Raw genomic sequence first — 23,889 nt, forward strand, 5'->3', positions numbered from 1 at the left:
GGGTCGTGAGTTCGATCATCAAGCGCACCCATGCGCTGGCCGACGGCCGCGAGCTGATCTACTTCGACGACGCCGACACGACGCTGCCGCCGGACCGGGCCCCCGACCTGCGGGTGATCGAGTCCCGACCGCCCACCGCCGACATGCGGCTCGACGTGCTGACCGGCGAGTGGATCTCGGTGGCCACCGCCCGGCAGGGGCGGGTCGTGATGCCGCTGCTGGACCCGCTGGCGCCGCAGGCACCGGACAATCCCAGCGAGGTGCCGTCGAACTACGACGTCGCCGTCTTCGAGAACCGCTCCCCCAGCTTCGGCCCGGCGACGGGCGCCACCGAGCTCCCGGCCCTCGGCCTGGGGGCCACCGCGCCCGCCGTCGGCCGCTGCGAGGTGGTCTGCTTCAGCCCCGAGCGGGAGGGCTCCTTCGGCAGCATCAGCCGCTCCCGGGCCCGCACGGTGATCGAGGCGTGGGCCGACCGCACCGCCGCGCTGTCGGCCCTTCCGGGGGTCGCCCAGGTGTTCCCCTTCGAGAACCGGGGCCGCGAGATCGGTGTGACCCTGCAGCACCCGCACGGCCAGATCTACGCCTACCCCTACATCACCCCGCGAACCCGCCGCCTGGTCGACTCCGTCGAGCAGTACGGCGCCGGCCTGCTGGCCGAGGTCCTCGACTTCGAGCGGGGCAGCGAGCGGGTCGTGCTCGCGGGCGAGCACTGGACGGCGTACGTGCCCTTCGCCGCCCGGTGGCCGGTCGAGGTGCACCTGATGCCGCACCGGCACGTGCCCGACTTCGCCGCCACCGGCCCCGAGCAGCGCGACGAGCTGTCGGGGCTCTACCTGCGGCTCCTGCGCGGCATCGACGCGCTCTACGACACGCCGACCCCCTACATCGCCGCGTGGCACCAGGCGCCGGTGCACAGCCACCGTGACGAGATCCGGCTGACCCTGCAGTTGACCTCGCCGCGACGCGGCTCGGACAAGCTGAAGTACCTCGCCGGAAGCGAGGCGGCGATGGGTGCCTGGGTGGCCGACATCGCACCCGAGACCCAGGCCGAACGGATCCGCGAGGCGATCGCTCGCGCCGACCAGGAGAACCCCGTATGAGTTCCACCCCGCTCGACCGCGTGGTCGCCGGCTTCGCCGACCGCTTCGGCCACCGACCCGACGGCGTCTGGTCGGCCCCGGGGCGGGTGAACCTGATCGGGGAACACACCGACTACAACGAGGGGTTCGTCCTGCCCTTCGCGATCGACCAGCGCACGTACGTCGCCCTGGCGCTGCGCCCCGACCGCCGGGCCCGGGTGGCCTCCGAAGGATTCGACGAGGACGCCGAGATCTCCCTGGACGACCTCGGGCCCACCTCGGTCTCCGGCTGGTCGGCCTACCCGCTGGGCACCGCCTGGGCGCTGGGCCGGGTCGGTGGCGACCTGCGGGAGGTGGCCGGCTTCGACGCCTACTTCGTCTCCGAGGTGCCCACGGGTGCGGGGCTCTCCTCCTCGGCCGCGCTGGAGTGCTCGCTGGCCGTCGCCCTCAACGACAGCTGGAAGCTGGGGCTGGACGGGACCACCCTCGTCCGGGCCGCCCAGCTGGCCGAGAACGAGGTGGTCGGTGCGCCCACCGGGATCCTGGACCAGTCCGCATCGCTGCTCACCGAGCGCGATGCGGCACTCTTCCTGGACTGTCGCGACGCCACGAGCCGGAACGTGCCGCTCGGCCTGGAGGACGCCGGCCTGGGCGTCCTCGTGATCGACACCCGGGTGACCCACGCGCATGCCGGCGGCGGGTACGCCTCGCGCCGGGCCTCCTGCGAGGCTGCGGCCTCGGCGCTCGGGGTGAGCGCACTGCGGGACGTGGCAGTGGCCGACCTCGACGCCGCGCGCGCCGTCCTCGACGACGAGACGTTCCGACGAGCGCGCCACATCGTGACGGAGAACCAACGCGTGCTGGACACCGTCGAGGTGCTCGGGACGACCGGTGCGACCGGCATCGGCGAGCTTCTGGTGGCCTCGCACGCCTCGATGCGCGACGACTTCGAGATCAGCGTCCCCGAGCTCGACCTGGCCGTCACCACGGCGATGGACGCCGGTGCGATCGGCGCCCGGATGACGGGCGGCGGGTTCGGCGGGTCGGCGATCGCACTGGTGCGCACCGAGGTCGCCGACGAGATCGGCGACCGGGTCACCCGGGCCTTCGCCGAGCACGGTTTCACCCCACCTCGGATCTTCACCGTCACACCGTCGGCCGGCGCGCGTCGTGAGCAGGAGCAGCACAGCCGATGACCGATCGTCGACCCATGTCCGGCGCGCAGGTCGAGCTCCGACACGGCCGGTACACCGCGCACATCGCCAGCGTCGGCGCCTCGCTGCGCGCACTGCGACACGACGGCCGGGACCTGGTCGTCCCCTTCGATGCGGACGAGGTCCGGCCGGCGTACCGCGGTGCCGCGCTGGCGCCCTGGCCCAACCGCGTCGTCGACGGCCGCTACACCTTCGACGGCGTCGCCCACCGGCTCCCGCTGACCGAGCCGGCCCGCTGTCACGCGTTGCACGGTCTGGCGATCTGGCTCGACTTCGCGATCGCCGAACAGTCGGCGACGGAGGTCGTCCTGACCGCCACGATCGAGCCGCAGACCGGGTACCCGTGGCGGGTGCCGGTCACGGTGCACCACACCCTCACCGACGACGGCCTGCACACCCGTATCTCGGCGCGCAACGACAGCACCACCCGCGCACCGGTCGGGCTGTCCGGTCATCCCTACCTCGTCGCCGGCAGGGGTCGGGTCGACGACTGGACCCTCGAGCTGCCGGCGGAGCGGTTCCTGGTCGTCGACGAGGACCGGCTGATCCCCCAGTACGTCGAGAGCGTCGCGACCGACGGAACCTTCGACTTCCGTTCGGCGCGCCGCATCGGCGCCACCTTCATCGACCACGCCTTCACCGCACTGGACCGCGATCGGCGCGGTCTCGCGACCGTCCGCCTCACCACGGCCGAGGGCACCGGCGTGGGGCTGGCCTGGGACGAGGCGAGCCCGTGGGTGCAGATCCATACCGCCGACCGACCGGACGCGCCCGACATCAGCCGGATCGGCCTTGCCGTGGAGCCGATGACCTGCGCACCGGACGCGTTCAACTCCGAGGCAGGGCTGATCGTGCTGGCGCCCGGGGAGTCGGCCGCTGCGGGATGGACGATCTTCGCGATCTGACCGGACCTCCCGGCGAACCCGGGCAGGCAACGTCGCGCCCGCGACGACGGAGCCCGGGCCGATCGGCCCGGGCTCCGCTGTGTGTTCGGTCGTGCTCGGTTGTGCTCGGTCGTGCTCGGTCGTGTTCGGGCCTACCCCGGAGTGCTCAGCCGGCGACTGCCCGACGAACCCTCACGCGGTCGGCACGTGCCACTGCTGGGTGAACAGCCCGTTGCAGTCGTAGATCTGCAGCTGGGTCCCGTCGGTGGTCACGGCCGCGGGGTCGTCGAGGCACCGACCCGACTGCGGGTTGTAGAGGGAGCCGTCACTGCGCGCCACCCACTGCTGGCCGCCGACCCCGTTGCAGTCCCAGAGCTCGACCTTCGCGCCGTTCGCGGTGCCGTTGCCGACGATGTCGAGGCACTTGTCGTAGGCGCGGACGGTGCCGTCGGTCTCCAACGCCCACTGCTGCCCGGTCGCGATCCCACAGGTGTAGAGCTGGACGGCGTTCCCCTTCACCGAGGTGTTGGTGTTCACGTCCACGCACTTGCCGGTGGTGCCGGGTCCGGTGATCGTTCCCTGGGCCGTGGGCAGCGTCGCCGTACCGAACGAGGTCTCGCACTTGCCCGTGGAGACGTGCACGCCGGCCATCATCAGGAAGCTGTTGCCCGTGGACGCCGCCAGGAGCGGTGAGCTGTAGCCGGCGCAGGCCGTCTCGCCGGCGTCGTATCCGCCCGTCGGCGACGTCGTCACCGGCGTGGTGATCTCGTCCCACGATCCGGTGCCGAGGGAGTGGTTGACCAGGAGCACGTGTCCGCTCTCCGGCTGCTCGACCAGCGAGCCGTCGGTGCCGGCCACCACCCGCTGTCCCGAGGCGATCAGGGTGCCGTTGGCCCCACCCGCCGGGGACCAGGTCAGGTACGGCGTGTGCAGCAGGAACCTGCCGTCGCTGGTCTGGATGCGGGTGCCGAGGCTGGAGGGGTTCCACGACTCCGCGTTCGAGGTGGTCTTGAGGTAGACGTCGCAGGCCTGGTCGGGGTCGTAGCCCGCCTTGCAGTCCTCGTAGGTCATCGCGTAGGTGCCGTTGGGCAGGTTGACGACGGTCGCCATGCCGGGTCGCTCGACACCGTTCTGGACGGCGACGTCGTAGACCTCGCTGCCCCAGCTCGTGGCGCCGTTGGTCGAGACCACGTGAGCCAGGACCTGGGCGTAGCCGTTGGTCGAGGGCCGCTCGTCGGAGAAGTAGCAGACCAGGTCGCCGTTGGCGGCCACGTCGAACTCCGGCTCCCAGATGCCGTGGCCGGTGGAGTTGGCCAGCCCCGACTCGGACGCGCACGAGCTGCGGTAGCTCCAGCTCGCACCCTGGTTCGTGGAGACGAAGACCTCGACGGCCTGCTGGGTGTAGTCACCGTGGTTCCACGCGGTCCCGGCCGCGAGCAGGGTGCCTGCGGGCAGGCTGCCCTCGGCCTGCGGCAGCTCGTAGAGCGTCGGCCCGTCCAGGTCCCAGCCGTGCTGGGTGTCGGTCACCGTGCTGATCGGCGAGGAGGACCAGGTGACACCCCCGTCGGTCGAGCGGTAGATCGGGAAGTTGGCCTTGGTGACGCCTGTTCCCGAGTGCGAGAACGTGGCGAGCAGGGTGCCGTTGGCCGAGCCGTTGTGCGCCAGCCGGATGACGCGGGGATAGCTCGCGTCCTCGGTCGAGCCGGACGCTGTGCTGGGAGCGTAGAGGACGCCACCCGAGGTGGTGGCGGCCGTGGCCGGGCCTGGGGCGAGCAGCGCTCCCCCGAAGGCGAGCAGGAGTGCGGCACCGATCATCGATAGGCGTCGCGCCAGGTAGTGCTGTCGTGTCATTCGTGACCTCCGTCGTCGCGTCGTTGCGAGGGGAACCAGCGAAATTGCAGCGTTGCAGAGTTGAACGCCTCGCACTGTAGGACCGCTCTCCGCAGGCCCGCAAGGGCCGCACGGAGGGCTCTTCCGTGCTCGACTCAGTAGAGTGCTGCAACGTTGCAAAAATGCTGCTATCTTCCAACCTCCAGCCCGCCGCACACGAGTGAAGGACCTGACCATGACGATCACCTCTGGGGCCACGGCAGGCGTGGGTTCGTCCGCGGAGATCCCGCGCCCCGAGTACCCGCGCCCCCAGTTCGACCGCTCGCACCGGTGGCTGCCGCTCAACGGGACGTGGTCCTTCCACCGCGGCATGATCGCCGACCCTGCCGCAGACGAGGGCTGGGAGGAGTCGATCCAGGTGCCGTTCGCCTGGGAGACCCCGGCGTCGGGCGTGGAGGCCCACTGGCTCGAGCACGCGGCGTACCGGCGGACGTTCGCGGTCGAGGAGGCCTGGCGCGGCGAGCGGGTGGTGCTGCACTTCGGCGCCGTCCACCACGAGGCCCGGGTCTGGGTCGACGGGACGGAGGTCGGCAGCCACGTCGGCGGCTCGACGCCCTTCGAGCTCGACGTCACCGACGCCCTCGAGGACGGCATCGAGCAGCACGCGCTCGTGGTGGCCGTGCACGCACCGGCCGACAAGCTGCACATCGCCCACGGCAAGCAGCGCAGCACCCCGCGCGACGACTACGACAGCTGCGCCTTCACCGCCTCCAGCGGGATCTGGCAGCCCGTCTGGCTGGAGGCGCGACCCTCGACCCACCTCAGCGAACTGCGACTGGTCCCCACCGCCGAGCTCGACGGCATCCGCGTCTCGGGCACGGTCGCGGGTGCGTACGCCGACCACGCGTCGATCTCGCTCGCCGTCGAGGGCACCGGCGAAGGCGCCGTCGCGACCTGGACGGGAGACGCCGCCGCCCTGCGGGCGGGCGTCCCGCTCACCATCGACGAGCCCCGCCTGTGGTCACCCGCCGACCCGCACCTGTACCGCGTCCGGGCGACGGTCGTCTCGGCCGACGGCGAGGACGTCGTGGTGGGCACCACCGGCCTGCGCAGCATCGAGACCCGGGGTGGCCAGATCCTCCTCAACGGCCGGCGGATCTCGCTGCGCGGCGTGCTCGACCAGGGCTACTGGCCCACCACCGGCATCACCGCGCCGACCGACGAGGCCTTCGTCCGCGACCTGGAGATCGCCCGTGACGCCGGCTTCAACCTGGTCCGCAAGCACCTCAAGCTCGAGGACCCGCGGTTCCACCACCACGCCGACCGCCTCGGCATGCTCGTGTGGGCCGAGCCGGCGTCGACCGGTCGCTTCTCCACCGCCGCCGCGGCCGCGTTCAGCGCCCAGATCGAGCCGATGGTCGCGCGCGACGGCAACCACCCGAGCATCGTGGTGTGGGGGCTGTACAACGAGGAGTGGGGCCTGGACTGGGCGTTGCCGGAGGATCCCGCCAAGCAGGAGGTGGTCCGCAACGACTACCGCTCGCTCAAGGCGCTCGACCCCACCCGTCCCGTCGTCGACAACTCGGGTTGGACGCACCTGGAGTCCGACCTGATCGACTGGCACGTGTACGACGAGCACCCCGCGGGCTGGGCCCGGAAGGTGGCCGATCTGGTCGCCGACGACGAGCCGACCTTCCCGGTCGCGATCGCCGTCGACACCATCGTGCACAAGCGACTGATGGTCGAGGGCCCCGTGCCGCGGGACGTACCGTTCGTCAACAGCGAGTTCGGCGGCGGCTGGACCTCGATCGATCGCGGCTGGAACCTGCACTGGCAGACCCAGGAGCTGCGTCGCCATGACAGCATCGCCGGCTGGGTGTGGACCGAGCTCAACGACATCGAGCACGAGTCGGCGGGCATCGTCGACTGCAACCGCACGATGAAGGACCACGGCGGCCGGCCGCCGCAGCACGCCAACGCCGAGACCGTGCCCGTGTTCGGGGTCTCCCCCGTCGCTCCGGGCCGCGACATCGTCAGCGCCGACGGCACCGTGGACCTCGAGGTCGCCGTCTCGCACCATGGCAGCGACCCGCTCGAGATCACCGTCAGCAGCGCCTGGGGACCGGTCTTCGGTCTCGAGCCCACGACGCCGCGCGGCGATGTCGACGCCGTACAGGTGGAGCCGTTCGTGCTGAGCAAGAGCGTGCGCCTGCAGGCCGAGCTGCCCGCCGGTACGTCGTCGGCGCGGCTGCACGTGCTGCTGCACGCGGACGGCCGCGTCGTGGGCCGCGGCGCCATCGACGTCGTCCGCGACTGACGCGACTGACGCGGTGGCCGGGCGGCACGCCGCCCGGCTACCGGGTCGTGCCGGTGGTGCTCTCCCGGACCACCAGCTCGTAGTCCGCGTAGAACTCCGCCGGCTCCTCCTCGGCCGCGCCGCCCAGACGGGCGATGACCCGCTCGACCGCCAGCCGCGCGATCTGCCGGCGGTCCGGCGCGATCGTGGTGAGCGAGGGCGTCTGGTAGCGCGCCGCCTCGATGTCGTCGAAGCCGACCACGGCGACGTCCTCCGGGACCCGCAGACCGTGTGAGAGCAGCGTCCGGACGGCGCCGATGGCGACCAGGTCGTTGTAGCAGAACACGGCATCCGGCCGTCCGCCCGGGTGGCGGAGCAGCTCCTCCATGGCATCGGCCCCGTCGGCGAAGTGGAAGGTACGGCGAGGGACGAGCAGCGACCGGTCCACGGAGACGCCGCGCTCCGCGTGCGCGAGCTCGAATCCGCGGGTGCGCAGCTGTGCGGTCTCGCCGGTCTCGTAGGGCTGGTCGCCGATCGCGGCGATGCGGCGCCGGCCGAGGTCGAAGAGATGGGCCGTCGCATCGCGGGCCGCGGCGACGTTGTCGATGGTGACGTGGTCGAACTCGCTGTCGGCGATCCGCTCGCCCAGCAGCACGAGCGGGTGCTTCGGGTCGCGCTTCGGCAGGTCCTTCTGCGAGAGCGCCAGCGGGCTGAGGATGACGGCGTCGAAGAGCGCCGCGTCGCCCTCCCCCTGGATCAGCTCGCGCTCGCGGTCGGGCTCCGCGTCGGTCTGGTCGACCACCACGGTGTAGCCGAACTCGCGCGCCTTGGTCACGACGGCGCGCGCCAGCTCGGAGAAGTACGGCACGTCCAGCTCGGGCACCACCAGCGCGATCAGCCCGCTGCGGCCGTTCTTGAGGTTGCGGGCCAAGACGTTGGGCCGATATCCCAGCTCGGCCACCGCCGCCTCCACGAGCCGGCGCTTCTGGTCCGAGACCGGCGCGTAGCCGTTGACGACGTTGGAGACGGTGCGGATGGAGACGCCCGCCCGCTCGGCGACGTCGCGGAGCCTGGCCGGCCCCTTCATCTGGCCGCCCTGCGCATTGCCCACCATGCCCTCATCCTGCCGTGTGCCGTGCCGTCGGGACGACGAATCCGCTCCGACACCGTCGATGTCGGAGCGGATTCGCCAGGTTCGTCGTGTCGCGGGAGCGCCGGCGCCACCTCAGCCGGTGACACTGCCCTGCAGCATGCCGCCGCGGAAGTAGCGCTCGAGCAGCAGGAAGAGCGCGATCAGCGGCACCACCGTGACCAGGCCGCCGGTGATGAGCACCGGGACGAGCTCGGCCTTGGTGCCGGTCTCGGCGGCCTGCGAGATCGCGGAGAGCCCGACGGTGAGCGGGTAGAGGCCGCTCTTGCTGAAGATGATCAGCGGCAGGAAGTAGTTGTTCCAGATCGCCACGATCGAGATCAGCAGCACCGTCATCAGGCCCGGGAAGGCCAACGGCAGGCCGATCCGCCAGAAGATCCACAGCTCGGAGGCACCGTCGAGCCGGGCTGCCTCGATCAGCTCCTTGGGCACCGAGGCGTCGATGAAGGTGCGCATCAGGTAGATCCCGATTGGCGAGACCATGCTGGGCAGGATCATCCCCCAGATCGAGTTGACCAGGCCGACCTTGGAGTAGAAGAGGAACAGCGGCAGCGCGATGGCCGTCAGCGGTACCAGCAGGGTCGCCATCACCACCAGGAACAGGGTGTTCGCGCCGCGGAAGCGGTAGCGGGAGAAGCCGTATCCGGCGAGCGCGGAGAGGACCGTCGCGCCGACGGCGCCCGCGATCGCGTAGAGCAGGGTGTTGCCCAGCCAGTGCACGAAGATGCCGGTGCCGCTGACGTTCTGACCCAGGGCGGACAGGTTGTGCCACAGCCGGAAGGGGCCGGCGAACCAGAACCCGAAGCTGTCGTAGATCTCGGCCTGGGACTTGGTGGCGCTGAAGGCCAGCCAGACCAGCGGGCCGAGGATGAAGAGGGCGAAGGCGATGGCGAGCAGGTTGATCGCGAGCGTCGTCGTACGCCGAAGGCCGTAGAGGTGGGGCGAGACCTGGTCGGCGGGCGCCTTCCGGGCGCGGCGGGCGGCGGGCGTCGAGGGCGACGTGGCGGTCATCGGAATTCTCCGTTCCTGCGGCGCACGGCGAAGCCGGCGACAGACAGTGCGCCGATGATCAGCGCCAGGATGACGGCGGCGGCGGCGCCGAGCTCGTACTCCCCGCTGCCGACGGCGGTGTGGTAGACGAACAGGGTCGGGGTGAAGCCGAAGGAGACCGCCTGCGGCTGGAAGGATGCCAGGATCGACGGCTCGGTGAACAGCTGCAGCGCCCCGACGGCGTTGAGGAAGACCAGCATCACGATCGAGGGCATCACCATCGGCAGCTTGATGTGCACGATGATCCGCCACAGCGACGCGCCCTCCATGATCGCTGCCTCGGTCACCTCCTTGGGGATCGACTTCAGCGAGGTGTAGAGGATGGTCATGTTGTAGCCGGTCCACTCCCAGATCACGATCAGCATGATCGTGGGCAGGATGAGCCGGCTGGAGAAGAAGTCGACGTGCCCCAGACCGAGCCGGTCCAACGCCTTGGCGTAGGACCCGAAGCCCGGGAGCAGCAGGAACGACCACATCACCGAGGCCACCACGCCGGGTACGGCGAAGGGCATGAAGTAGATCGTCCGCAGGAAGCGGCTGCCCCGGATGACCCCCGCATCGAAGAGCGCCGCGAAGCCGAAGGCGATCGCGAGGGTCAGCGGCACCTGGATGGCACCGAAGACGAGCACCCGCACGACCCCTGACCAGAACTCGCTCGAGTGCAGGACCGTCCGGTAGTTCTCCAGGCCTACCCACTGGCGACCGCCGATGAGCTTGGTCGCGAACAGGCTGCTGTAGACCGCGTAGACGGTCGGCACGAGCATGAACAGCCCGAGCATCAGCATGTGCGGGGCGATGAACGCCGCACCGGCGCGCTCGCGCCGTGACTCGCGTCGGGACGAGGCGCTGCGGCGACGTTGCGGTCGCTTGGACCCACCGGCACGGTCGTCGCCGACCGCGCCGAGGGCCGGCGGATGGATCAACTGCTGCGACATGGGGCCGCTTCCTTCTCGGTGAAGCCGTGTGACGGGCGCCCCGCTGGAGCTGCGGGACGCCCGTCGGCGATCTGTCAGTTCGAACCGGTGACGCTGAATCCTTGCGCAGTGGCGTACTTGGTCAGCTGGGACTGGAACGCGGTGAACGCCTGCTGGAGCGTCTCGGTGCCCTTGGTGACACCGGCGAAGGTCGAGGTCCACTGCGTGAGCGCGGCCGTCATGATCGGCGGCCACTGAGCGGCCTGGACGTTCTGCGCCGCGGTCGCGAAGACCGCGTTGGGCGTGGAGTCGCCGGTGATCGGCAGCTTCTTCGCCTGGAACGTCGCGTCGTTCAGCAGCGGCACGTACGCCGGGAACGCACCGGCCACGTCACCGCTGAGGATCTGCCAGGCGTCGTCGCTGCCACCGAACCACTTCACGAACTCGGCTGCCTCCTTGGCGTGCGGCGTGCCCTTGATGACCGCCAGCGTCGAGCCACCCCAGCTACCGGAGGCGTTGCCACCGGCGGTCGTCTGCGGCAGCGTGGCCGTGCGCCAGTCGCCGATGGTCTTCTTGATGCTCAGCTGCATGCCCACCGGGCCCCAGGCCGGGCTGAGACGCGAGGCGGTGGCGCCGCTGTCGAAGTCGGCCCACTGCTGCGGCGAGAAGTCGGCCGCGGTGGTGGCCTCCTTCTTGTCGATCAGGTCCTGCCAGTACTTGGCGAACTCCATCTGCTTGGCGCCGGTGAAGGAGATGCCGAGCTTGGAGCCGCCGGTGTAGGTGAACGGGAACGCGCCGTACTGCTGCATCAGGGCGAGCACGTCCTGCGGGCTCTCCGGGTCGAAGTTGGTGATCGCCGCCTTGGGGTCCTTGGCGTGCAGCTTGTCGGCCGCCGCCGCGAAGTCGGTCCAGGTGGCGGGCGGCTGGGTGATCCCGGCGGCGTTGAGCTGCTTCTGGTTGTAGAAGAGCGCCATCGGCCCCAGGTCGACCGGCATGGCATAGACGTGGGAGCCCTGCGAGACCTGCTGCCAGGCGATGGAGGCCTCGTTGGACTTGGCCGAGTCGATGCCGTAGCCCGAGAGGTCGACGAGGCTGTTGGTGACCTCGAAGGAGGGCAGCTCGAAGTACTCGATGGTGGCGACGTCCGGCGCGCCGCTGCCGGCCTTGATGGTGTCGCTCAGCTTGGTGTACTCGTCCCCCGCGGCGCCGGCGTTCTCGAGGTCGACGCAGATGTCGGGGTGGGTCTGGTTGAACTTGTCGACCGCCAGGTCGTAGCCCGTCGGCCAGCCCCAGAAGGTGAGCTTGGTGGCGCCGGCCGAGCAGGAGGCGGTGGTCGAGCTCGCCGTCGAGGTCGGCGCGCTCGACGCGCTGTCCTTGCTGCCTGCGGTCGCCGCGTCGTCACCGGAGCCCGAACAGGCCGAGAGCGCCAGGACCGATGCCGCCGCGACGGCCGCCAGGGCCGAGGTACGGCGCATGCCGACGCGGCCGGCCGCGCGGGAGTTCGGAACGTTCATTGCTGCAATTCCCATCGTCGTTGAGGAGACCCGAGCGGAGTCGGACCGGGGTGCCGGCCGCGTTGGATGCAGAGACTACGCACGGTTTTGCATCGTTGCAATAACTTCGCTCAAACCGGATGCACGCGTCGCGCGGGGCGGGCGCCGCCGACCGCTTCGTGACCGGGGTCACCCGACGACGCCGCTGGCTCCGGCAGGCGGGCGGGACCCGCCCGGCCCTCAGTGCCCGGGCGATCCGGCGACGGGATCGGGACGGCACCGGGGCGCTCGCAGCCGGGGACATACCCGCGGCAGGCCCACGGCCGCCATCACCGAGGCACCGACCAGCAGGGCGGCGATGGCCCAGGTGCAGGCGCGATAGCCGTCCCGGAAGCTTCCCACGTCACCGAACGCGTCGCCACTCAGCCCGGTGAGGACCGGGATGACGGCGACAGCGAGCAGCGTTCCCGATCGGGCCACCGCGTTGTTGACGCCGGAGGCCACGCCGGCGTTCTCGGTGGGCGCCGAGCTCAGCGCCGTCGAGGTCAGCGGCGCGACGAACGTGACGAGACCGAGTCCGAAGAGCAGGACCGCCGGCAGGACGTCGACCCAGTAGTTCGAGTCCGGCGAGAGCCGCAGCGTGAGCACCACGCCGACCGCGCACACCAGCGGTCCCAGGCTCATCTGCGTGCGTGGTCCGATCCGAGCGGCGAGCTCACCGCTGCGCGCGGAGAGCGCGAGGGTCAGCACCGTGACGGGGAGGCTCGCGGCCCCCGCCGCCAGCGGCGAGAAGCCGCAGACGAGCTGGAGGGCGATCACCAGCAGGAAGAAGAAGCAGCCGATCGCACCGTAGAGCAGGAAGGTCGCGACGTTCGTGACGCTGAAGGTCCGATCGGCGAAGAGGTCGAGCGGCACGAGCGGGTGGTCCGAACGGCGCTCCACCAGCACGAAGGAGGTGAAGGCCACCGCGGCGACGGCCACGGCGGCGACGCGCTCGGCCACGGCGCCGCTCCCCGAGGAGCCGAGCGCCGCCCACGTCAGCGTGCCGAGCCCCACCACCGTGAGCACCGCGCCCTGCCAGTCCGAGGCACCCGACCGCGCGCCGGCCGCACGGCCGTGCCGGTCCTGTCGGGACTCAGGGACGTGCCGCAGGGTCAGGGCGATGACCAGCGCCGCCATCGGCAGGTTGATCAGGAACACCCACCGCCAGGAAGCCGCCGCCAGGATCCAGCCGCCGACGAAGGGGGCCAGTGCCGTCGCGACACCGCTGAAGCCTGCCCAGGTGCCGATCGCGCGGGCCCTGTCCTCGGGCACGAAGGACGACTCGATGAGGGCCAGGCTCGCCGGCGTCAGCAACGCGCCTCCCATGCCCTGGACGGCGCGCGCGAGGATCAGGAACGTGATGTTCGGCGCCGCCGCGCACAGCGCCGAGGCCGCGGTGAACGCCACCACGCCGGACAGGAACGCTCGACGTCTGCCGAACCGATCCCCCAGCGCTCCACCCCACAGGATGAGCGAGGCCAGGGTGAGGGTGTAGGCGCTCACGGTCCACTGCAGCCCCGCGAACGAAGCGCCCAGATCGCGACCGATCGTCGGCAGCGCCACCCCGACCACCGTCTGATCGATCCCTGCCAGCCCCGATCCGAGGATCGTCGCGACCAGCACCCACCGACCCGCGTTGCTCGTCGCTCGCAACGGGTCGGCGAGTGGGGTCTGCGTCATGGGTCTGACGATAGGGGCAGCCGGACCGCAGGGTTAGTCCCGCCGGCGATCGATCACGCCGGCACGATCGACCCCTCGGCTAGGGTCCCTGAGCAGAGAACCCGGTGCCGTCGACGGAGGTGTGATGAGCGAGCAGGCCCAGCTGACCCGTGCCGACGGATCTGCGATGCGGGTGCTCGTGGTCGAGGACGAGGACACCCTCTCCGAGCTGCTGGCGATGGCCTTCCGGTACGAGGGCTGGGAGGTGCGCACCGCCACCGACGGCCCGGACGGGGTGCGGGTGGCGCGGGAGTTCCGGCCCGATGTCGCCGTCCTCGACGTGATGCTGCCGGGATACGACGGGCTGGAGCTGCTCAAGCGGATGCGGGCCGAGACCATCGCCGCCCCGGTGCTGTTCCTCTCCGCCCGCGACGCCGTCACCGACCGCATCGCCGGGATCAGCGCTGGAGCCGACGACTACGTGACCAAGCCCTTCAGCCTGGAGGAGGTGGTGGTGCGGGTGCGGGGCATGCTCCGCCGGGTCGGTGCCGCCGCCGCCCAGGACGACACCGTCCTGGTGGTCGGCGACCTCACCCTGGACCTCGACAGCCGCGAGGTCACCCGGGCCGGTGACCGGATCGAGCTGACGGCCACCGAGTTCGAGGTGCTGCGCTACCTGATGCAGAACCCGAGGCGGGTGCTGACCAAGCGCCAACTGCTCGACCAGGTGTGGCACTACGACTTCGGCGGCCAGACCAATGTCGTCGAGCTCTACATCTCCTACCTGCGCCGCAAGATCGACGCCGGGCGTGCCGGCATGATCCACACCGTGCGCGGGGTCGGCTACGTGATCAAGCCCGCCGAGTGATGGCCGAGCAGACCACCGGCCCGCCGCGGCGCCGCGGATCCCTCCGGGTCCGGCTGGTCGTCGTCCTGGTCTCGCTGCTCGCCGTCGTGCTCGCGACGGTCGGGCTGGTCACCGTGCTCGCCCTGCGCGGGTTCCTCATCGGCCGCCTGGACGCCTCGCTCGAGGCAGCCGGCGGACGTACGGCCCAGGCGGGACAGCCACCGTCCGGAGGCGGGTCGGCGCCCGACCCGCAGGGCAACAGGTTCCTGCTCGCGCCGGGCCAGGCCTCCGGCACGCTCGGCGCGCGCATCAGCGATGCGGTCATCCAGCAGGCCGGCGTGCTGCAGGACGACGGCTCGATCAGGAACGTGTCCACCGGCTCGGTCGCCTCCTTGCTGAAGATCCCCACCGACGGGAGGCCGCACACCGCCCGTGTCGGCACGCTGGGCCAGTATCGGCTGTTGGCGGTGCGCACGTCCTCGGGAGACGTCCTGGTCACCGGTCTGCCCCTGGACGACGTGCAGCGCACGGTCTACCGCCTGATCGCCGTCGAGGCGGCGGTCGCGGCGGGCGCGATCGTGGCGGCCACCATCGTCGGCTCCGTGCTCGTCCGGCGCACCCTGCGGCCGCTGCAGCGGGTCGCGCAGACCGCCGAGCGGGTCAGCGAGCTCCCCCTGGCCGAGGGCGAGGTGGCCCTCACCGAGCGGATCGCGCAGCGGGAGGTCGACGACCGCACCGAGGTCGGCCAGGTCGCTGGCTCGGTCAACCGGCTGCTCGACCACGTCACCGGTGCCCTCAACGCCCGGCACGAGAGCGAGACCAACGTCCGCCGGTTCGTCGCCGACGCCAGCCACGAGCTGCGCACTCCCCTGACGGCGATCCGCGGCTACGCCGAGCTCACCCGGCGACTGCGCCAGGACACGGCGCCCGAGATCGCCCACGCGATGGAGCGGGTGGAGTCGGAGACCGCACGCATGACCGCGATGGTCGAGGACCTGCTGCTGCTGGCCCGGCTCGACACCGCACCCGAGCTGGCCCACGAGCCGGTGGACCTCACCCACCTGCTGCTCGACGTGGTCAGCGACGCCGCCGCGAGCGGCCCCGACCATGCCTGGCGGACCAGGCTGCCCGCCGACCCGGTCTGGGTGTACGGCGACCCGCACGGCCTGCACCAGGTCTTCGCCAACCTGCTCGCCAACGCCCGGGTGCACACCCCGCCGGGCACCGCGGTGACGGCCAGCCTGACCACCAGCTCACCGCTGAACGCCGTGGTGACGATCCTCGACGACGGCCCCGGCATCCCCGCGCCGGCGTTGCCGACGGTGTTCGAGCGCTTCGCCCGCGCGGAGTCCTCGCGCAGCCGCGCCACGGGGAGCACCGGGCTCGGCCTGGCCATCGTCCGGGCGATCGTGGAGGCGCATCGCGGCACCGTCGAGGTGACGAGCCGGCCCGGACAGACCGCCTTCGTGGTGCGACTGCCCGTGGAGTAGCACCCCCCGGGCGCCGGCGGTGCGTGGGTGTGATCCGGCGCTCATACGGTTTCGATAAAGACGCGACACGGTGGCGATAAACCACCGCCGCACGCTCGTGTCATGACCACGACAGCGCCGCCGGTGAGGATGCCCGGCCCCCGCACCACCCTGACCGCCACCACCCCCGGCCGACCGGTTCTCGACGTCGTCATCCCGGTCTACAACGAGCAGAGCGCCCTGGAGGGATCAGTACGGCGGCTGCACGCGCACCTGTGCCACAGCTTCCCCTACCCCTTCCGGATCACCATCGCCGACAACGCGAGCACCGACGCCACGCCGACGATCGCCGAGACGCTGCAGGCCGCGATGAGCGACGTACGCGTGCTGCGGCTGGAGGAGAAGGGCCGGGGCCGTGCGCTCCGGGCGGCGTGGACCTCCTCCGATGCGGCGGTGCTGGCCTACATGGACGTCGACCTGTCGACCGACCTCAACGCCCTGCTCCCCCTGGTGGCGCCGCTGCTGTCGGGGCACTCCGACCTCGCCATCGGAACCCGGCTGGCCCGCGGGTCGCGGGTGGTGCGCGGCGCCAAGCGGGAGTTCATCTCGCGCAACTACAACTTCCTCCTGCGCCGCACGCTGGCCGCCCGGTTCTCCGATGCGCAGTGCGGCTTCAAGGCGGTCCGGGCGGACGTCGCCGAGCACCTGCTGCCGCTGGTCGAGGACACCGGCTGGTTCTTCGACACCGAGCTGCTGGTGCTGGCCGAGCGGGCCGACCTGCGCATCGCCGAGGTCCCCGTCGACTGGGTCGACGATCCGGACAGCCGCGTCGACATCGTCGCCACCGCCGTCGCCGACCTCAGGGGCATCGCCAGGCTCGGTCGTGCGCTCGCCACCGGGGCGCTGCCCCTGGACGCCGTCCGCGCGCAGCTGGGACGGCGGCGCCTCGGCGCTGACCCGGAGGCGGAGGAGCTCGCCGTCCCGGGCGTCCCGAGCGGTATGGCCGGCCAGGCGGTCCGCTTCGCCGCCATCGGCGTCCTGAGCACGCTCGCGTACCTGCTGCTGTTCCTCGTGCTGCGCGGGCCCGTGGGGGCCCAGGCCGCCAACCTGCTCGCGCTGCTCCTCACCGCCGTGGCGAACACCGCCACCAACCGCCGCCTCACCTTCGGCCTCACCGGCAGGACCAGCGCGGGGGTCCACCTGCAGGGACTGGCGATCTTCGCCGTCGGCCTGGGACTGACCTCGGGCTCGCTGACGCTCCTGCACCGCCTCGTCGACCAGCCGGGCCGGCTGCTCGAGGTGTCGGTCCTGCTGGCGAGCAGTGCGCTGGCCACCCTCGTCCGCTTCATCGCCTTCCGGCGCTGGGTGTTCCCCCAGCCCTCCGCTCGCTGACCCACCGACCACCTACCACGGGAGAAGAGCCTCATGAGCACCGTCCTGGATCGCCGAGCCTCGCTCGACCACCCCCTGCCACCACCCACCCGAGCCGACCGGGGCCGGCTGGCCCGGCTGGTCCGCGGCCGCGAGGAGGACCCGCCCTGGGCCCGGCCCGCCCTGCTGGCGCTGCTGCTGGCGACCGCCGCCCTCTACACCTGGGACCTGGCCGCCAGCGGCTACGCCAACAGCTTCTACGCGGCAGCCACGCAGGCCGGCTCGCAGAGTTGGAAGGCCTGGTTCTTCGGCTCCCTCGATGCCGGCAACTCCATCACCGTCGACAAGCCGCCGGCAGCGCTGTGGGTCGATGGCCTCTCGGCCCGGATCTTCGGCTTCGGCAGCTGGAGCCTGCTGGTCCCCCAGGCGCTGGAGGGCGTCGCCGCCGTCGGCCTGCTGTACGGCGCCGTACGTCGCACCTCCGGTCACCTGGCCGGGATCCTGGCGGGCATCGCCTTCGCGCTCACTCCTGCCGCAGCGCTCATCTTCCGCTTCGACAACCCCGACGCCCTGCTGGTGCTCCTGATGGTCGCTGCGGCGTACGCCGTGGTCCGCTCCCTGGAGCATGCCTCGACGAGGTGGCTGCTGCTGGCCGGCACCGCGCTCGGCTTCGCGTTCCTGACCAAGATGCTACAGGGCTTCCTGGTCCTGCCCGCGTTCGGCCTGGTCTACCTGGTCGCGGCCCCCACCTCGCTGCGACGCCGGATCGGGCAGCTCCTGATGGCCGCGGGTGCAGTGGTCGTCTCGGCCGGCTGGTGGGTCGCGGCGGTGGCGGTCTGGCCGGCCTCCGCCCGGCCCTACATCGGCGGGTCCACCGACAACAGCGTCCTCAACCTCGTCTTCGGCTACAACGGTCTGGGGCGGCTCTTCGGCCAGGACGGCGCCGGGGGTGGGGGCATGAGCGGCGGCGCGGCCGGGTCCAGTTTCGGCGGCGCGACCGGCCTGAACCGGCTGTTCAGCAGCGAGATGGGCAACGAGATCTCCTGGCTGCTGCCCGCTGCCGGCGTCGCCCTGATCGGCGGCCTGTGGGCCGCCGGTCGCAGCCCGCGGACGGACCGGACCCGCGCGGCGCTGCTCCTGTGGGGCGGCTGGATCGTCGTGACCGGGCTGGTGTTCAGCTACATGAGCGGCACCATCCACCCCTACTACACGGTGGCGCTGGCCCCGGCGATCGCCGGCTCGGTCGCCAGCGGGGGCAGGGCGCTGTGGCTGCGCCGCCAGGAGCTGGCGGCACGCGTCGGGCTGGCGGCCATGGTGCTCGCCGCCGCCGGTTGGAGCGTCGTGCTGCTGGGCCACGTCTCCTCGTGGCACCCCGAGCTGCGCTACGCGATCATCGTCCTGGGGGTCGTGGCCGTCGCCGGGCTGCTGGTCCCGCCGGGCCGGCTCGGCAAGGCGACGGCAGGAGTGCTGGCGGCAGCGATCATCAGCGGCCTGCTCGGCACCGGCTCCTTCGCGGTGGCCACCGCCGCCTCGCCGCACACCGGAAGCATCCCCTCGGTCGGTCCGGCCGTCGCCGCCTCGAGCACGGGCGGCATGGGCGGGCCCGGCGGCTCAGCCGGCCCCGGAGGATCCGGTGGGTCCGGTGGGTCCAGTGGGTCCAGTGGGTCCGGTGGTGCTCCGAGCGGCACGCGTCCGACCGGAACCCCACCGAGCGGCACCACCGGTACGACGTCGGGCACCGGCGCCGGCAGCAGCACGACCGGTGAGACCACCGGTGACACGGGCGGCGGCATGAGCGGCGGCATGGGCGGGGGCGGCATGGGCGTCACCACCAGCTCGGCCCTGACCACGGCGCTGAAGGCGACGACCACGACCTGGGCGGCCGCCACCGCCGGGGACAGCAGCGCCGCCGAGCTCGAGCTGGCGACCGGGAAGTCGGTGATGGCGATCGGCGGCTGGAGCGGGACCGACGAGTCCCCCACGCTCGCCCAGTTCGAGGCGTACGTCGCGGCCGGCCGGATCCACTACTACATCGCCGGCGGCACCGGCGGCGGCCCGGGCGGCCAGAGTGGCAGCGCGAGCTCGCAGATCACCGCCTGGGTGGAGGCGCACTACACCGCCACGACGATCGGCGGCACGACCGTCTACGACCTGGCCGCCACCCCGTCGAGCTAGCGGCGAGCCGACCTCGCCCGAGGCAGAGCAGCGGAGCCCGGCCCGGCGTCACGCCGGGTCGGGCTCCGCGGCGAGCGTGCGCAGGTAGCCGGCGAAGCCGCCGGCGACCCGGCCGTGGAGCCGGCCCGAGGTGCTGACCCACGGGCCCGCCTGGGTCCACCGGCAGCCGGCGTCGATGGCGGCTCGGACCAGGGCGACGTCCTCGTGCTCGCCCACCGCCGGATAGCCGCCTGCCCGCTGGTAGGCCGCCAGCGAGAAGCCCAGGTTCGCGCCGTGAACGGGCATCCGGACCGGTGCGCGGTGGCGACGCCACCACAGCGAGACCACCTCGTCCGCGAGCTCGGACCGGTCGGGCCGCACCCGGCCCACCATCAGCTCGAAGCCGTCGCGGGCCAGGTCGAGCTGCGCCGTCAACCACGAGGCCGGCACGCAGGAGTCGGCGTCGGTGTTGGCGATCCAGATCGCCGTGGGCGGGCCGCCGCCGACCCGGGCCACCGCGTCGGCCACGCCGGCGGCCCGCGCCTGACCGACCTCGCGGGCAGCGATGCGCACCGTGCGCACACCGGCACGCCGGGCGACGAGGGCCGAGTCGTCGGTGCACGCATCGAGCACCACCGTGACGTCGACCGCTGGCGCCCGCGGACGTCGGCGTACCTCCTCCACGGCTCGGCCGATCGCCGCCAGGCACCGGGGCAGCAGATGCTCCTCGTCGTGGACCGGGACGATCACGTGCAGCTGCTTGATCCGCCTCACCGGTCGGGCTCCAGCCAGACCGCGTCGTGGGCGAGGACCAGCAGCTCCACGTCGCGATCGACGTAACCGGCCTGCACCGGCCGGCTCGACTGCTCGATCAGCAGCCGGTGGGCGCGCGGACCGTCCAGCGGCCAGCCCACCACGGGGTGGCGCCAATGGCAGAGCACGAGGACGCCATCGCTGCGCAACGACGCCTCCAGCCGTGCGGCGAGACGTCGCAGGCGCTGGGGACTGAGGAAGTAGGCCACCTCCGAGATCACCACGAGGTCGAACCCGAGCGCACCGCCCGGCTCGCCCGACCCCGGGTCGTCCGGCCAGGCGTCGGGCACCTCGGCCACTCCGAGCCGTACGGTCCCCTCGGCGATCGGCTCGGCCAGCCGGCGAGCGGCTGCCTGCGCGGCCGAGGGGCTGGCGTCCAGCGCGACCAGGCCGCCGCCGGGCGCGAGCCGGTCCACCAGCCGCGCGGTGAGGGCTCCGGTCGAGCAGCCGATGTCCAGGATCCGCTCGAACCGTCGCGCCGGGAGGCTGGCCAGCACGAGCTCGCGCTTGCGCTCCTCGTACCAGCGCTCGTCCACGCCCCAGGGGTCGTCAGCGTCGCGGTGCAGCCTCTCCAGCCGGGTGTCGACGGGGGGCTCCGCCACGAACAGCTCGTCGGAGCCCTCGAAGTGCGCGAGCATCTCGGCGGTGAGCAGCACCTCGTCGCCCGGTCGGTCCGACAGCGGCCGGACCTGGCTGCGGTGGGCGGCGATCGCGCGTCCACGTCGTTCACGCGCCGGTCCGCTCAGCGGGAGTCTTCGCAGGGCGGCCCAGGGCGCGTCCTGCGGGTCGGACCAGTGCCACCACCAGACCGGGTACTCGAGCAGGGCGGCGTCGGTGCGCCAGGCCGCGGCGGCCGCCGCTACACCGGCGGCCTCGTGGTCCGGATGCCCGTCGTGCCGCCACGGGGCGAGGAGCAGGGTCGTGGGACCGGCCTCCCCGATCCGTTCGACGATCGCCGCGGTGAGGTCGTCCCCGGCGTCGGCCACCGCCCCGTCCGCTGCGGCGAGGAAGACCAGCTCGGCCCTGGGCGCGAGCGCCGCGAGCGCCGCATCGGCCTCGGCTCGGCGGCGCACGGCCAGATCGGCGGGGGTGTGGGTCGGCGAGTGCGGATGGCTGCGCTCCCCCGCACTCGCCAGCACCACGACCACCTCCAGGCCCCGTTCGCCGGCCTCGGCGATGAGGCCGCCGGCGCCGAGCGACTCGTCGTCGGGGTGCGCTGCGACGACCACCACCCGCTCGTACGGCGCCAGGTCGATCCGCTCCAGGCCGACCCGCTCGGGCCGCGCCCGCCAGCTGGCCGCGCTCGTCCCCGGTCCGTCGTGGGTGAAGTTCGGGCGGCTCATCGAGGGCTCGACACGACTCACCAGGGCCTCGCCGCGGCCACGACCCTGCCCAGCGCTGCCGCATCCCGCTCGGCGTGGTGCTGGCGCAGGTAGAGCCGCAGGTCGGCGACCCGATCGGCGTACGCCTCCTCGTGGGCGAGCGGTGCCGGACCCATCGCGTGGTCGGCCTCGCGCAGCACCGCCTCCGCCGCCTCGTGCACCGCGTGCCTGACGCGCAGGGCGAGAAGGGCGCCCGCGTCGCCGTTCGCGCGGCCGGCGTCGATCGCCGTCGCCGAGTCCGCGAGGACGGCGCCGGCGCAGCTGAGCGCGACATCGGCGCGGCCCAGGTGCAGCTCGCCGACCTGGTCGAGCCGCCTCGAGGCGGCCTGCTCCTGCAGGCGCCGCATCAGCCCGACCGCTGCGCCGTACCAGACGGCTGCTACGCCGATGCCGCCCCAGGCGAAGCCGTCACGGCGCAGGTACCAGCTCGGCTCCCCCACCGGCTCCGCGGCCGCGCCGTCGTACTCGACCGGTGCGCTGCGGATGTTGCCGAGCCCGTGCGGGCTCCACGGCCCGTCGGTGCCGCGCACCGCCGGGTCGCGCATCGGTACGGCGAACAGCCCGCGCTGCTCCTCATCCACCCAGGCGGTGACCAGCGCGTGGGTGACCTCCTCGGCGAGCGAGCACCAGGGCTTGGTGCCGCGTAGGCGCCACCCCTGCCCCGTCCGCTCCGCCCGGAGGCGCTGCCCGGCTCCCTCGGCGGCGTAGACGCCCCACGTGGAGCCCGCCGTCGCCAGGTCGAAGCGGCCGGCCTCGGCCAGGATCGCCAGCGCGTCCAGGTGCGGCTCCCAGGTGCGGGCGACCGAGACGTCGACCCCTGCCAGCGTGGCCAAGGCGCTCCACCGATCGAGGGTGGCACCACCGCCGGGGAGCGGGACGTCACCGGCGGCCTCGGCCGCGAGCCGCAGCGCCGCGGCCGGATCGCGGCCGGCCCGCGCCGCTTGCTCGGCGAGCTCCGCCCATCGCGTGGCCGGGACGGCACCGAGCCCGATCGCTGAGGAACCCGACAACGTCTTCCCTCCGCGGTCGTCGCGCCGCGTCCCGTCAGACCCGGTCGCTGCGCCGTACCCGAGCCGGGCCCGCGGCAAACCGTGCGCCGCCCTCTCGTCGCGGTGTGCGCCCCGATCGGGACTTCGGCGAGCATCTAGGGTGTCCCGCAGGACGTCTCGACACCGCGGAAGGGAGCCGTCGTGACCCAGAGCGACACGCAGCAGATCCGGCTGACCCAGTTCGCCCACGGCGGAGGCTGCGCCTGCAAGATCCCGCCCGGCGAGCTGGAGCAGATGGTCGCCGGACTCGGCGGCGGGTCCGCGATCCCCTCCGACCTCGCCTCGGGCGCCGACTCCGACATCGAGCTCCTGGTCGGCCTGGAGTACGGCGACGACGCCGCCGCGGTACGGCTGGAGTCGGGCACAGCGATGATCCTGACCTCCGACTTCTTCACCCCGGTCGTCGACGATCCGTGCGACTGGGGGCGGATCGCGGCGGCGAACGCGCTCAGCGACGTCTACGCGATGGGCGGCTCGCCGGTGCTGGCGATCAACCTGCTCGGCTGGCCGCGGGACGTGCTGCCCATCGAGCTGGCCACCGAGGTGCTGCGCGGCGGCGCCGACATCGCCCGTCTCGCCGGCTGTCACCTCGCCGGCGGGCACAGCATCGACGACCCGGAGCCGAAGTACGGCCTGGCGGTGACGGGTGTCGCCGATCCCGACGTACTCCTGCGCCTGGAGAACGGCGTCGCGGGGGTGCCCCTCTCGCTGACCAAGCCCCTGGGCGTGGGCGTGCTCAACAACCGGCACAAGTCGACCGGCGAGGTGTTCCCCCAGGCCGTCGCCTCGATGACGGCGCTGAACCGCGACGCGGCCCGGGCAGCACTCGCCGCCGGCGTCCGCTGCGCCACCGATGTCACCGGCTTCGGCCTGCTGGGGCACGCCTACAAGCTGGCCCGCGCCAGCCGCCTCACGGTCCGCATCGACCCGGCCGCCGTGCCCTACCTGGACGGCGCCCGCGAGGCGGTGCGGGACGGCTACGTCAGCGGCGGCACCCGGCGCAACCTCGACTGGGTCGCGCCGCACGTGCGCTGGAACGGCGACGTCGCCGAGGACGACCGGCTGCTGCTCGCCGACGCGCAGACCTCCGGCGGTCTGCTGGTCGCCGGGGAGATCCCGGGCGCACCCGTCATCGGTGAGCTCCTCCCCCACCAGGGGCACGAGCTGGTCGTCGGCTGACGCCGGCCACCGAC

General features: G+C 72.4%; 18 protein-coding genes. 9 read left to right on the top strand and 9 right to left on the bottom strand.

Translation table 11 applies throughout. The features are described 5' to 3' along the window. Positions 1–5 precede the first annotated feature (5 nt). The 3 genes from galT to P5P86_RS15685 are packed head-to-tail and all read left to right on the top strand — an operon-like array spanning position 6 to position 3,198. Positions 6–1,100, top strand: a complete 1,095-nt coding sequence (gene galT / locus P5P86_RS15675) for a galactose-1-phosphate uridylyltransferase (RefSeq protein WP_280608382.1) — start codon at positions 6–8, stop codon at positions 1,098–1,100. After that, positions 1,097–2,275, top strand: coding sequence for a galactokinase (gene galK / locus P5P86_RS15680; protein WP_280608383.1), 1,179 nt, complete (start codon positions 1,097–1,099; stop codon positions 2,273–2,275). Before galT ends, galK begins: the two co-directional genes overlap by 4 nt. A gap of 14 nt (positions 2,276–2,289) precedes the next feature. Then, positions 2,290–3,198, top strand: coding sequence for an aldose 1-epimerase family protein (locus P5P86_RS15685; protein ID WP_280608384.1), 909 nt, complete (start codon positions 2,290–2,292; stop codon positions 3,196–3,198). A 171-nt stretch (positions 3,199–3,369) separates the two neighbouring features. Here P5P86_RS15685 and P5P86_RS15690 read toward each other — a convergent pair whose 3' ends face one another. Then, positions 3,370–5,028 (bottom strand): sialidase family protein, encoded by a 1,659-nt coding sequence (locus P5P86_RS15690; RefSeq protein ID WP_280608385.1) that lies wholly within the window; start codon positions 5,026–5,028, stop codon positions 3,370–3,372. Positions 5,029–5,242: 214 nt separating this feature from the next. On the opposite strand from P5P86_RS15690, the gene P5P86_RS15695 reads away from it, so the two are divergent. After that, positions 5,243–7,324 (top strand): glycoside hydrolase family 2 protein, encoded by a 2,082-nt coding sequence (locus P5P86_RS15695; RefSeq protein ID WP_280608386.1) that lies wholly within the window; start codon positions 5,243–5,245, stop codon positions 7,322–7,324. A 37-nt stretch (positions 7,325–7,361) separates the two neighbouring features. On the opposite strand, the gene P5P86_RS15700 is transcribed toward P5P86_RS15695, so the two are convergent. The 5 genes from P5P86_RS15700 to P5P86_RS15720 form a co-directional block, all read right to left on the bottom strand. After that, positions 7,362–8,417, bottom strand: coding sequence for a LacI family DNA-binding transcriptional regulator (locus tag P5P86_RS15700; protein ID WP_280608387.1), 1,056 nt, complete (start codon positions 8,415–8,417; stop codon positions 7,362–7,364). A gap of 111 nt (positions 8,418–8,528) precedes the next feature. Beyond that, entirely contained in the window at positions 8,529–9,464 is a 936-nt protein-coding gene (locus P5P86_RS15705; RefSeq protein ID WP_280608388.1) for a carbohydrate ABC transporter permease, read from the bottom strand. Further along, entirely contained in the window at positions 9,461–10,438 is a 978-nt protein-coding gene (locus P5P86_RS15710) for a carbohydrate ABC transporter permease (protein ID WP_280608389.1), read from the bottom strand. The genes P5P86_RS15705 and P5P86_RS15710 overlap by 4 nt, the downstream gene beginning before the upstream one ends. Before the next feature lie 74 nt (positions 10,439–10,512). After that, positions 10,513–11,931: an extracellular solute-binding protein gene (locus P5P86_RS15715; RefSeq protein ID WP_280608390.1), complete on the bottom strand. Its 1,419-nt coding sequence runs from the start codon at positions 11,929–11,931 to the stop codon at positions 10,513–10,515. A 219-nt stretch (positions 11,932–12,150) separates the two neighbouring features. Next, a complete protein-coding gene (locus P5P86_RS15720; RefSeq protein WP_280608391.1) occupies positions 12,151–13,632 on the bottom strand; it encodes an MFS transporter in 1,482 nt (493 codons plus the stop codon). 124 nt (positions 13,633–13,756) lie between these two features. Here P5P86_RS15720 and P5P86_RS15725 point away from each other — a divergent pair, with 124 nt between their 5' ends. The 4 genes from P5P86_RS15725 to P5P86_RS15740 all read left to right on the top strand — a co-directional run bounded on the left by P5P86_RS15725 (position 13,757) and on the right by P5P86_RS15740 (position 19,473). Further along, a complete protein-coding gene (locus P5P86_RS15725; protein WP_280608392.1) occupies positions 13,757–14,479 on the top strand; it encodes a response regulator transcription factor in 723 nt (240 codons plus the stop codon). Continuing rightward, the gene (locus tag P5P86_RS15730; RefSeq protein WP_280608393.1) at positions 14,479–15,948 is read left to right on the top strand and encodes a sensor histidine kinase; all 1,470 of its coding nucleotides are present in this window, start codon (positions 14,479–14,481) and stop codon (positions 15,946–15,948) included. The genes P5P86_RS15725 and P5P86_RS15730 overlap by 1 nt, the downstream gene beginning before the upstream one ends. Positions 15,949–16,050: 102 nt before the next feature. Beyond that, positions 16,051–17,319 carry a bifunctional glycosyltransferase family 2/GtrA family protein gene (locus P5P86_RS15735; protein ID WP_280608394.1) on the top strand — a complete coding sequence of 423 codons (1,269 nt, stop codon included), beginning with the start codon at positions 16,051–16,053 and terminating at the stop codon, positions 17,317–17,319. A gap of 33 nt (positions 17,320–17,352) precedes the next feature. Further along, the gene (locus tag P5P86_RS15740) at positions 17,353–19,473 is read left to right on the top strand and encodes a glycosyltransferase family 39 protein (protein WP_280608395.1); all 2,121 of its coding nucleotides are present in this window, start codon (positions 17,353–17,355) and stop codon (positions 19,471–19,473) included. 48 nt (positions 19,474–19,521) lie between these two features. Here P5P86_RS15740 and P5P86_RS15745 read toward each other — a convergent pair whose 3' ends face one another. Genes P5P86_RS15745 through P5P86_RS15755 form a run of 3 tightly spaced genes read right to left on the bottom strand, consistent with a single transcriptional unit; the run spans position 19,522 to position 22,657 of the window. Beyond that, complete coding sequence (locus tag P5P86_RS15745) at positions 19,522–20,226, bottom strand: glycosyltransferase family 2 protein (protein ID WP_280608396.1); 705 nt, start codon at positions 20,224–20,226, stop codon at positions 19,522–19,524. After that, the gene (locus P5P86_RS15750; RefSeq protein WP_280608397.1) at positions 20,223–21,629 is read right to left on the bottom strand and encodes a PIG-L family deacetylase; all 1,407 of its coding nucleotides are present in this window, start codon (positions 21,627–21,629) and stop codon (positions 20,223–20,225) included. Before P5P86_RS15750 ends, P5P86_RS15745 begins: the two co-directional genes overlap by 4 nt. Continuing rightward, entirely contained in the window at positions 21,626–22,657 is a 1,032-nt protein-coding gene (locus P5P86_RS15755) for an acyl-CoA dehydrogenase family protein (protein ID WP_280608398.1), read from the bottom strand. Before P5P86_RS15755 ends, P5P86_RS15750 begins: the two co-directional genes overlap by 4 nt. A 180-nt stretch (positions 22,658–22,837) precedes the next feature. Between P5P86_RS15755 and selD the strand changes: the two genes are divergently transcribed. Beyond that, positions 22,838–23,875, top strand: coding sequence for a selenide, water dikinase SelD (gene selD / locus P5P86_RS15760; protein WP_280608399.1), 1,038 nt, complete (start codon positions 22,838–22,840; stop codon positions 23,873–23,875). Positions 23,876–23,889 lie beyond the last annotated feature (14 nt).

Source organism: Nocardioides sp. BP30, from assembly GCF_029873215.1.
Taxonomy (GTDB): Bacteria; Actinomycetota; Actinomycetes; order Propionibacteriales; family Nocardioidaceae; genus Nocardioides.

Excerpts from the sequence above, each read along its gene's own strand:
- P5P86_RS15715 (WP_280608390.1), bottom strand. The coding sequence starts at position 11,931 with ATGAACGTTCCGAACTCCCGCGCGGCCGGCCGCGTCGGCATGCGCCGT.
- P5P86_RS15730 (WP_280608393.1), top strand. The coding sequence starts at position 14,479 with ATGGCCGAGCAGACCACCGGCCCGCCGCGGCGCCGCGGATCCCTCCGG.
- P5P86_RS15695 (WP_280608386.1), top strand. The coding sequence starts at position 5,243 with ATGACGATCACCTCTGGGGCCACGGCAGGCGTGGGTTCGTCCGCGGAG.
- P5P86_RS15735 (WP_280608394.1), top strand. The coding sequence starts at position 16,051 with ATGACCACGACAGCGCCGCCGGTGAGGATGCCCGGCCCCCGCACCACC.
- P5P86_RS15720 (WP_280608391.1), bottom strand. The coding sequence starts at position 13,632 with ATGACGCAGACCCCACTCGCCGACCCGTTGCGAGCGACGAGCAACGCG.
- P5P86_RS15740 (WP_280608395.1), top strand. The coding sequence starts at position 17,353 with ATGAGCACCGTCCTGGATCGCCGAGCCTCGCTCGACCACCCCCTGCCA.
- galK (WP_280608383.1), top strand. The coding sequence starts at position 1,097 with ATGAGTTCCACCCCGCTCGACCGCGTGGTCGCCGGCTTCGCCGACCGC.
- P5P86_RS15685 (WP_280608384.1), top strand. The coding sequence starts at position 2,290 with ATGTCCGGCGCGCAGGTCGAGCTCCGACACGGCCGGTACACCGCGCAC.
- P5P86_RS15710 (WP_280608389.1), bottom strand. The coding sequence starts at position 10,438 with ATGTCGCAGCAGTTGATCCATCCGCCGGCCCTCGGCGCGGTCGGCGAC.
- P5P86_RS15725 (WP_280608392.1), top strand. The coding sequence starts at position 13,757 with ATGAGCGAGCAGGCCCAGCTGACCCGTGCCGACGGATCTGCGATGCGG.
- P5P86_RS15700 (WP_280608387.1), bottom strand. The coding sequence starts at position 8,417 with ATGGTGGGCAATGCGCAGGGCGGCCAGATGAAGGGGCCGGCCAGGCTC.
- P5P86_RS15705 (WP_280608388.1), bottom strand. The coding sequence starts at position 9,464 with ATGACCGCCACGTCGCCCTCGACGCCCGCCGCCCGCCGCGCCCGGAAG.
- P5P86_RS15690 (WP_280608385.1), bottom strand. The coding sequence starts at position 5,028 with ATGACACGACAGCACTACCTGGCGCGACGCCTATCGATGATCGGTGCC.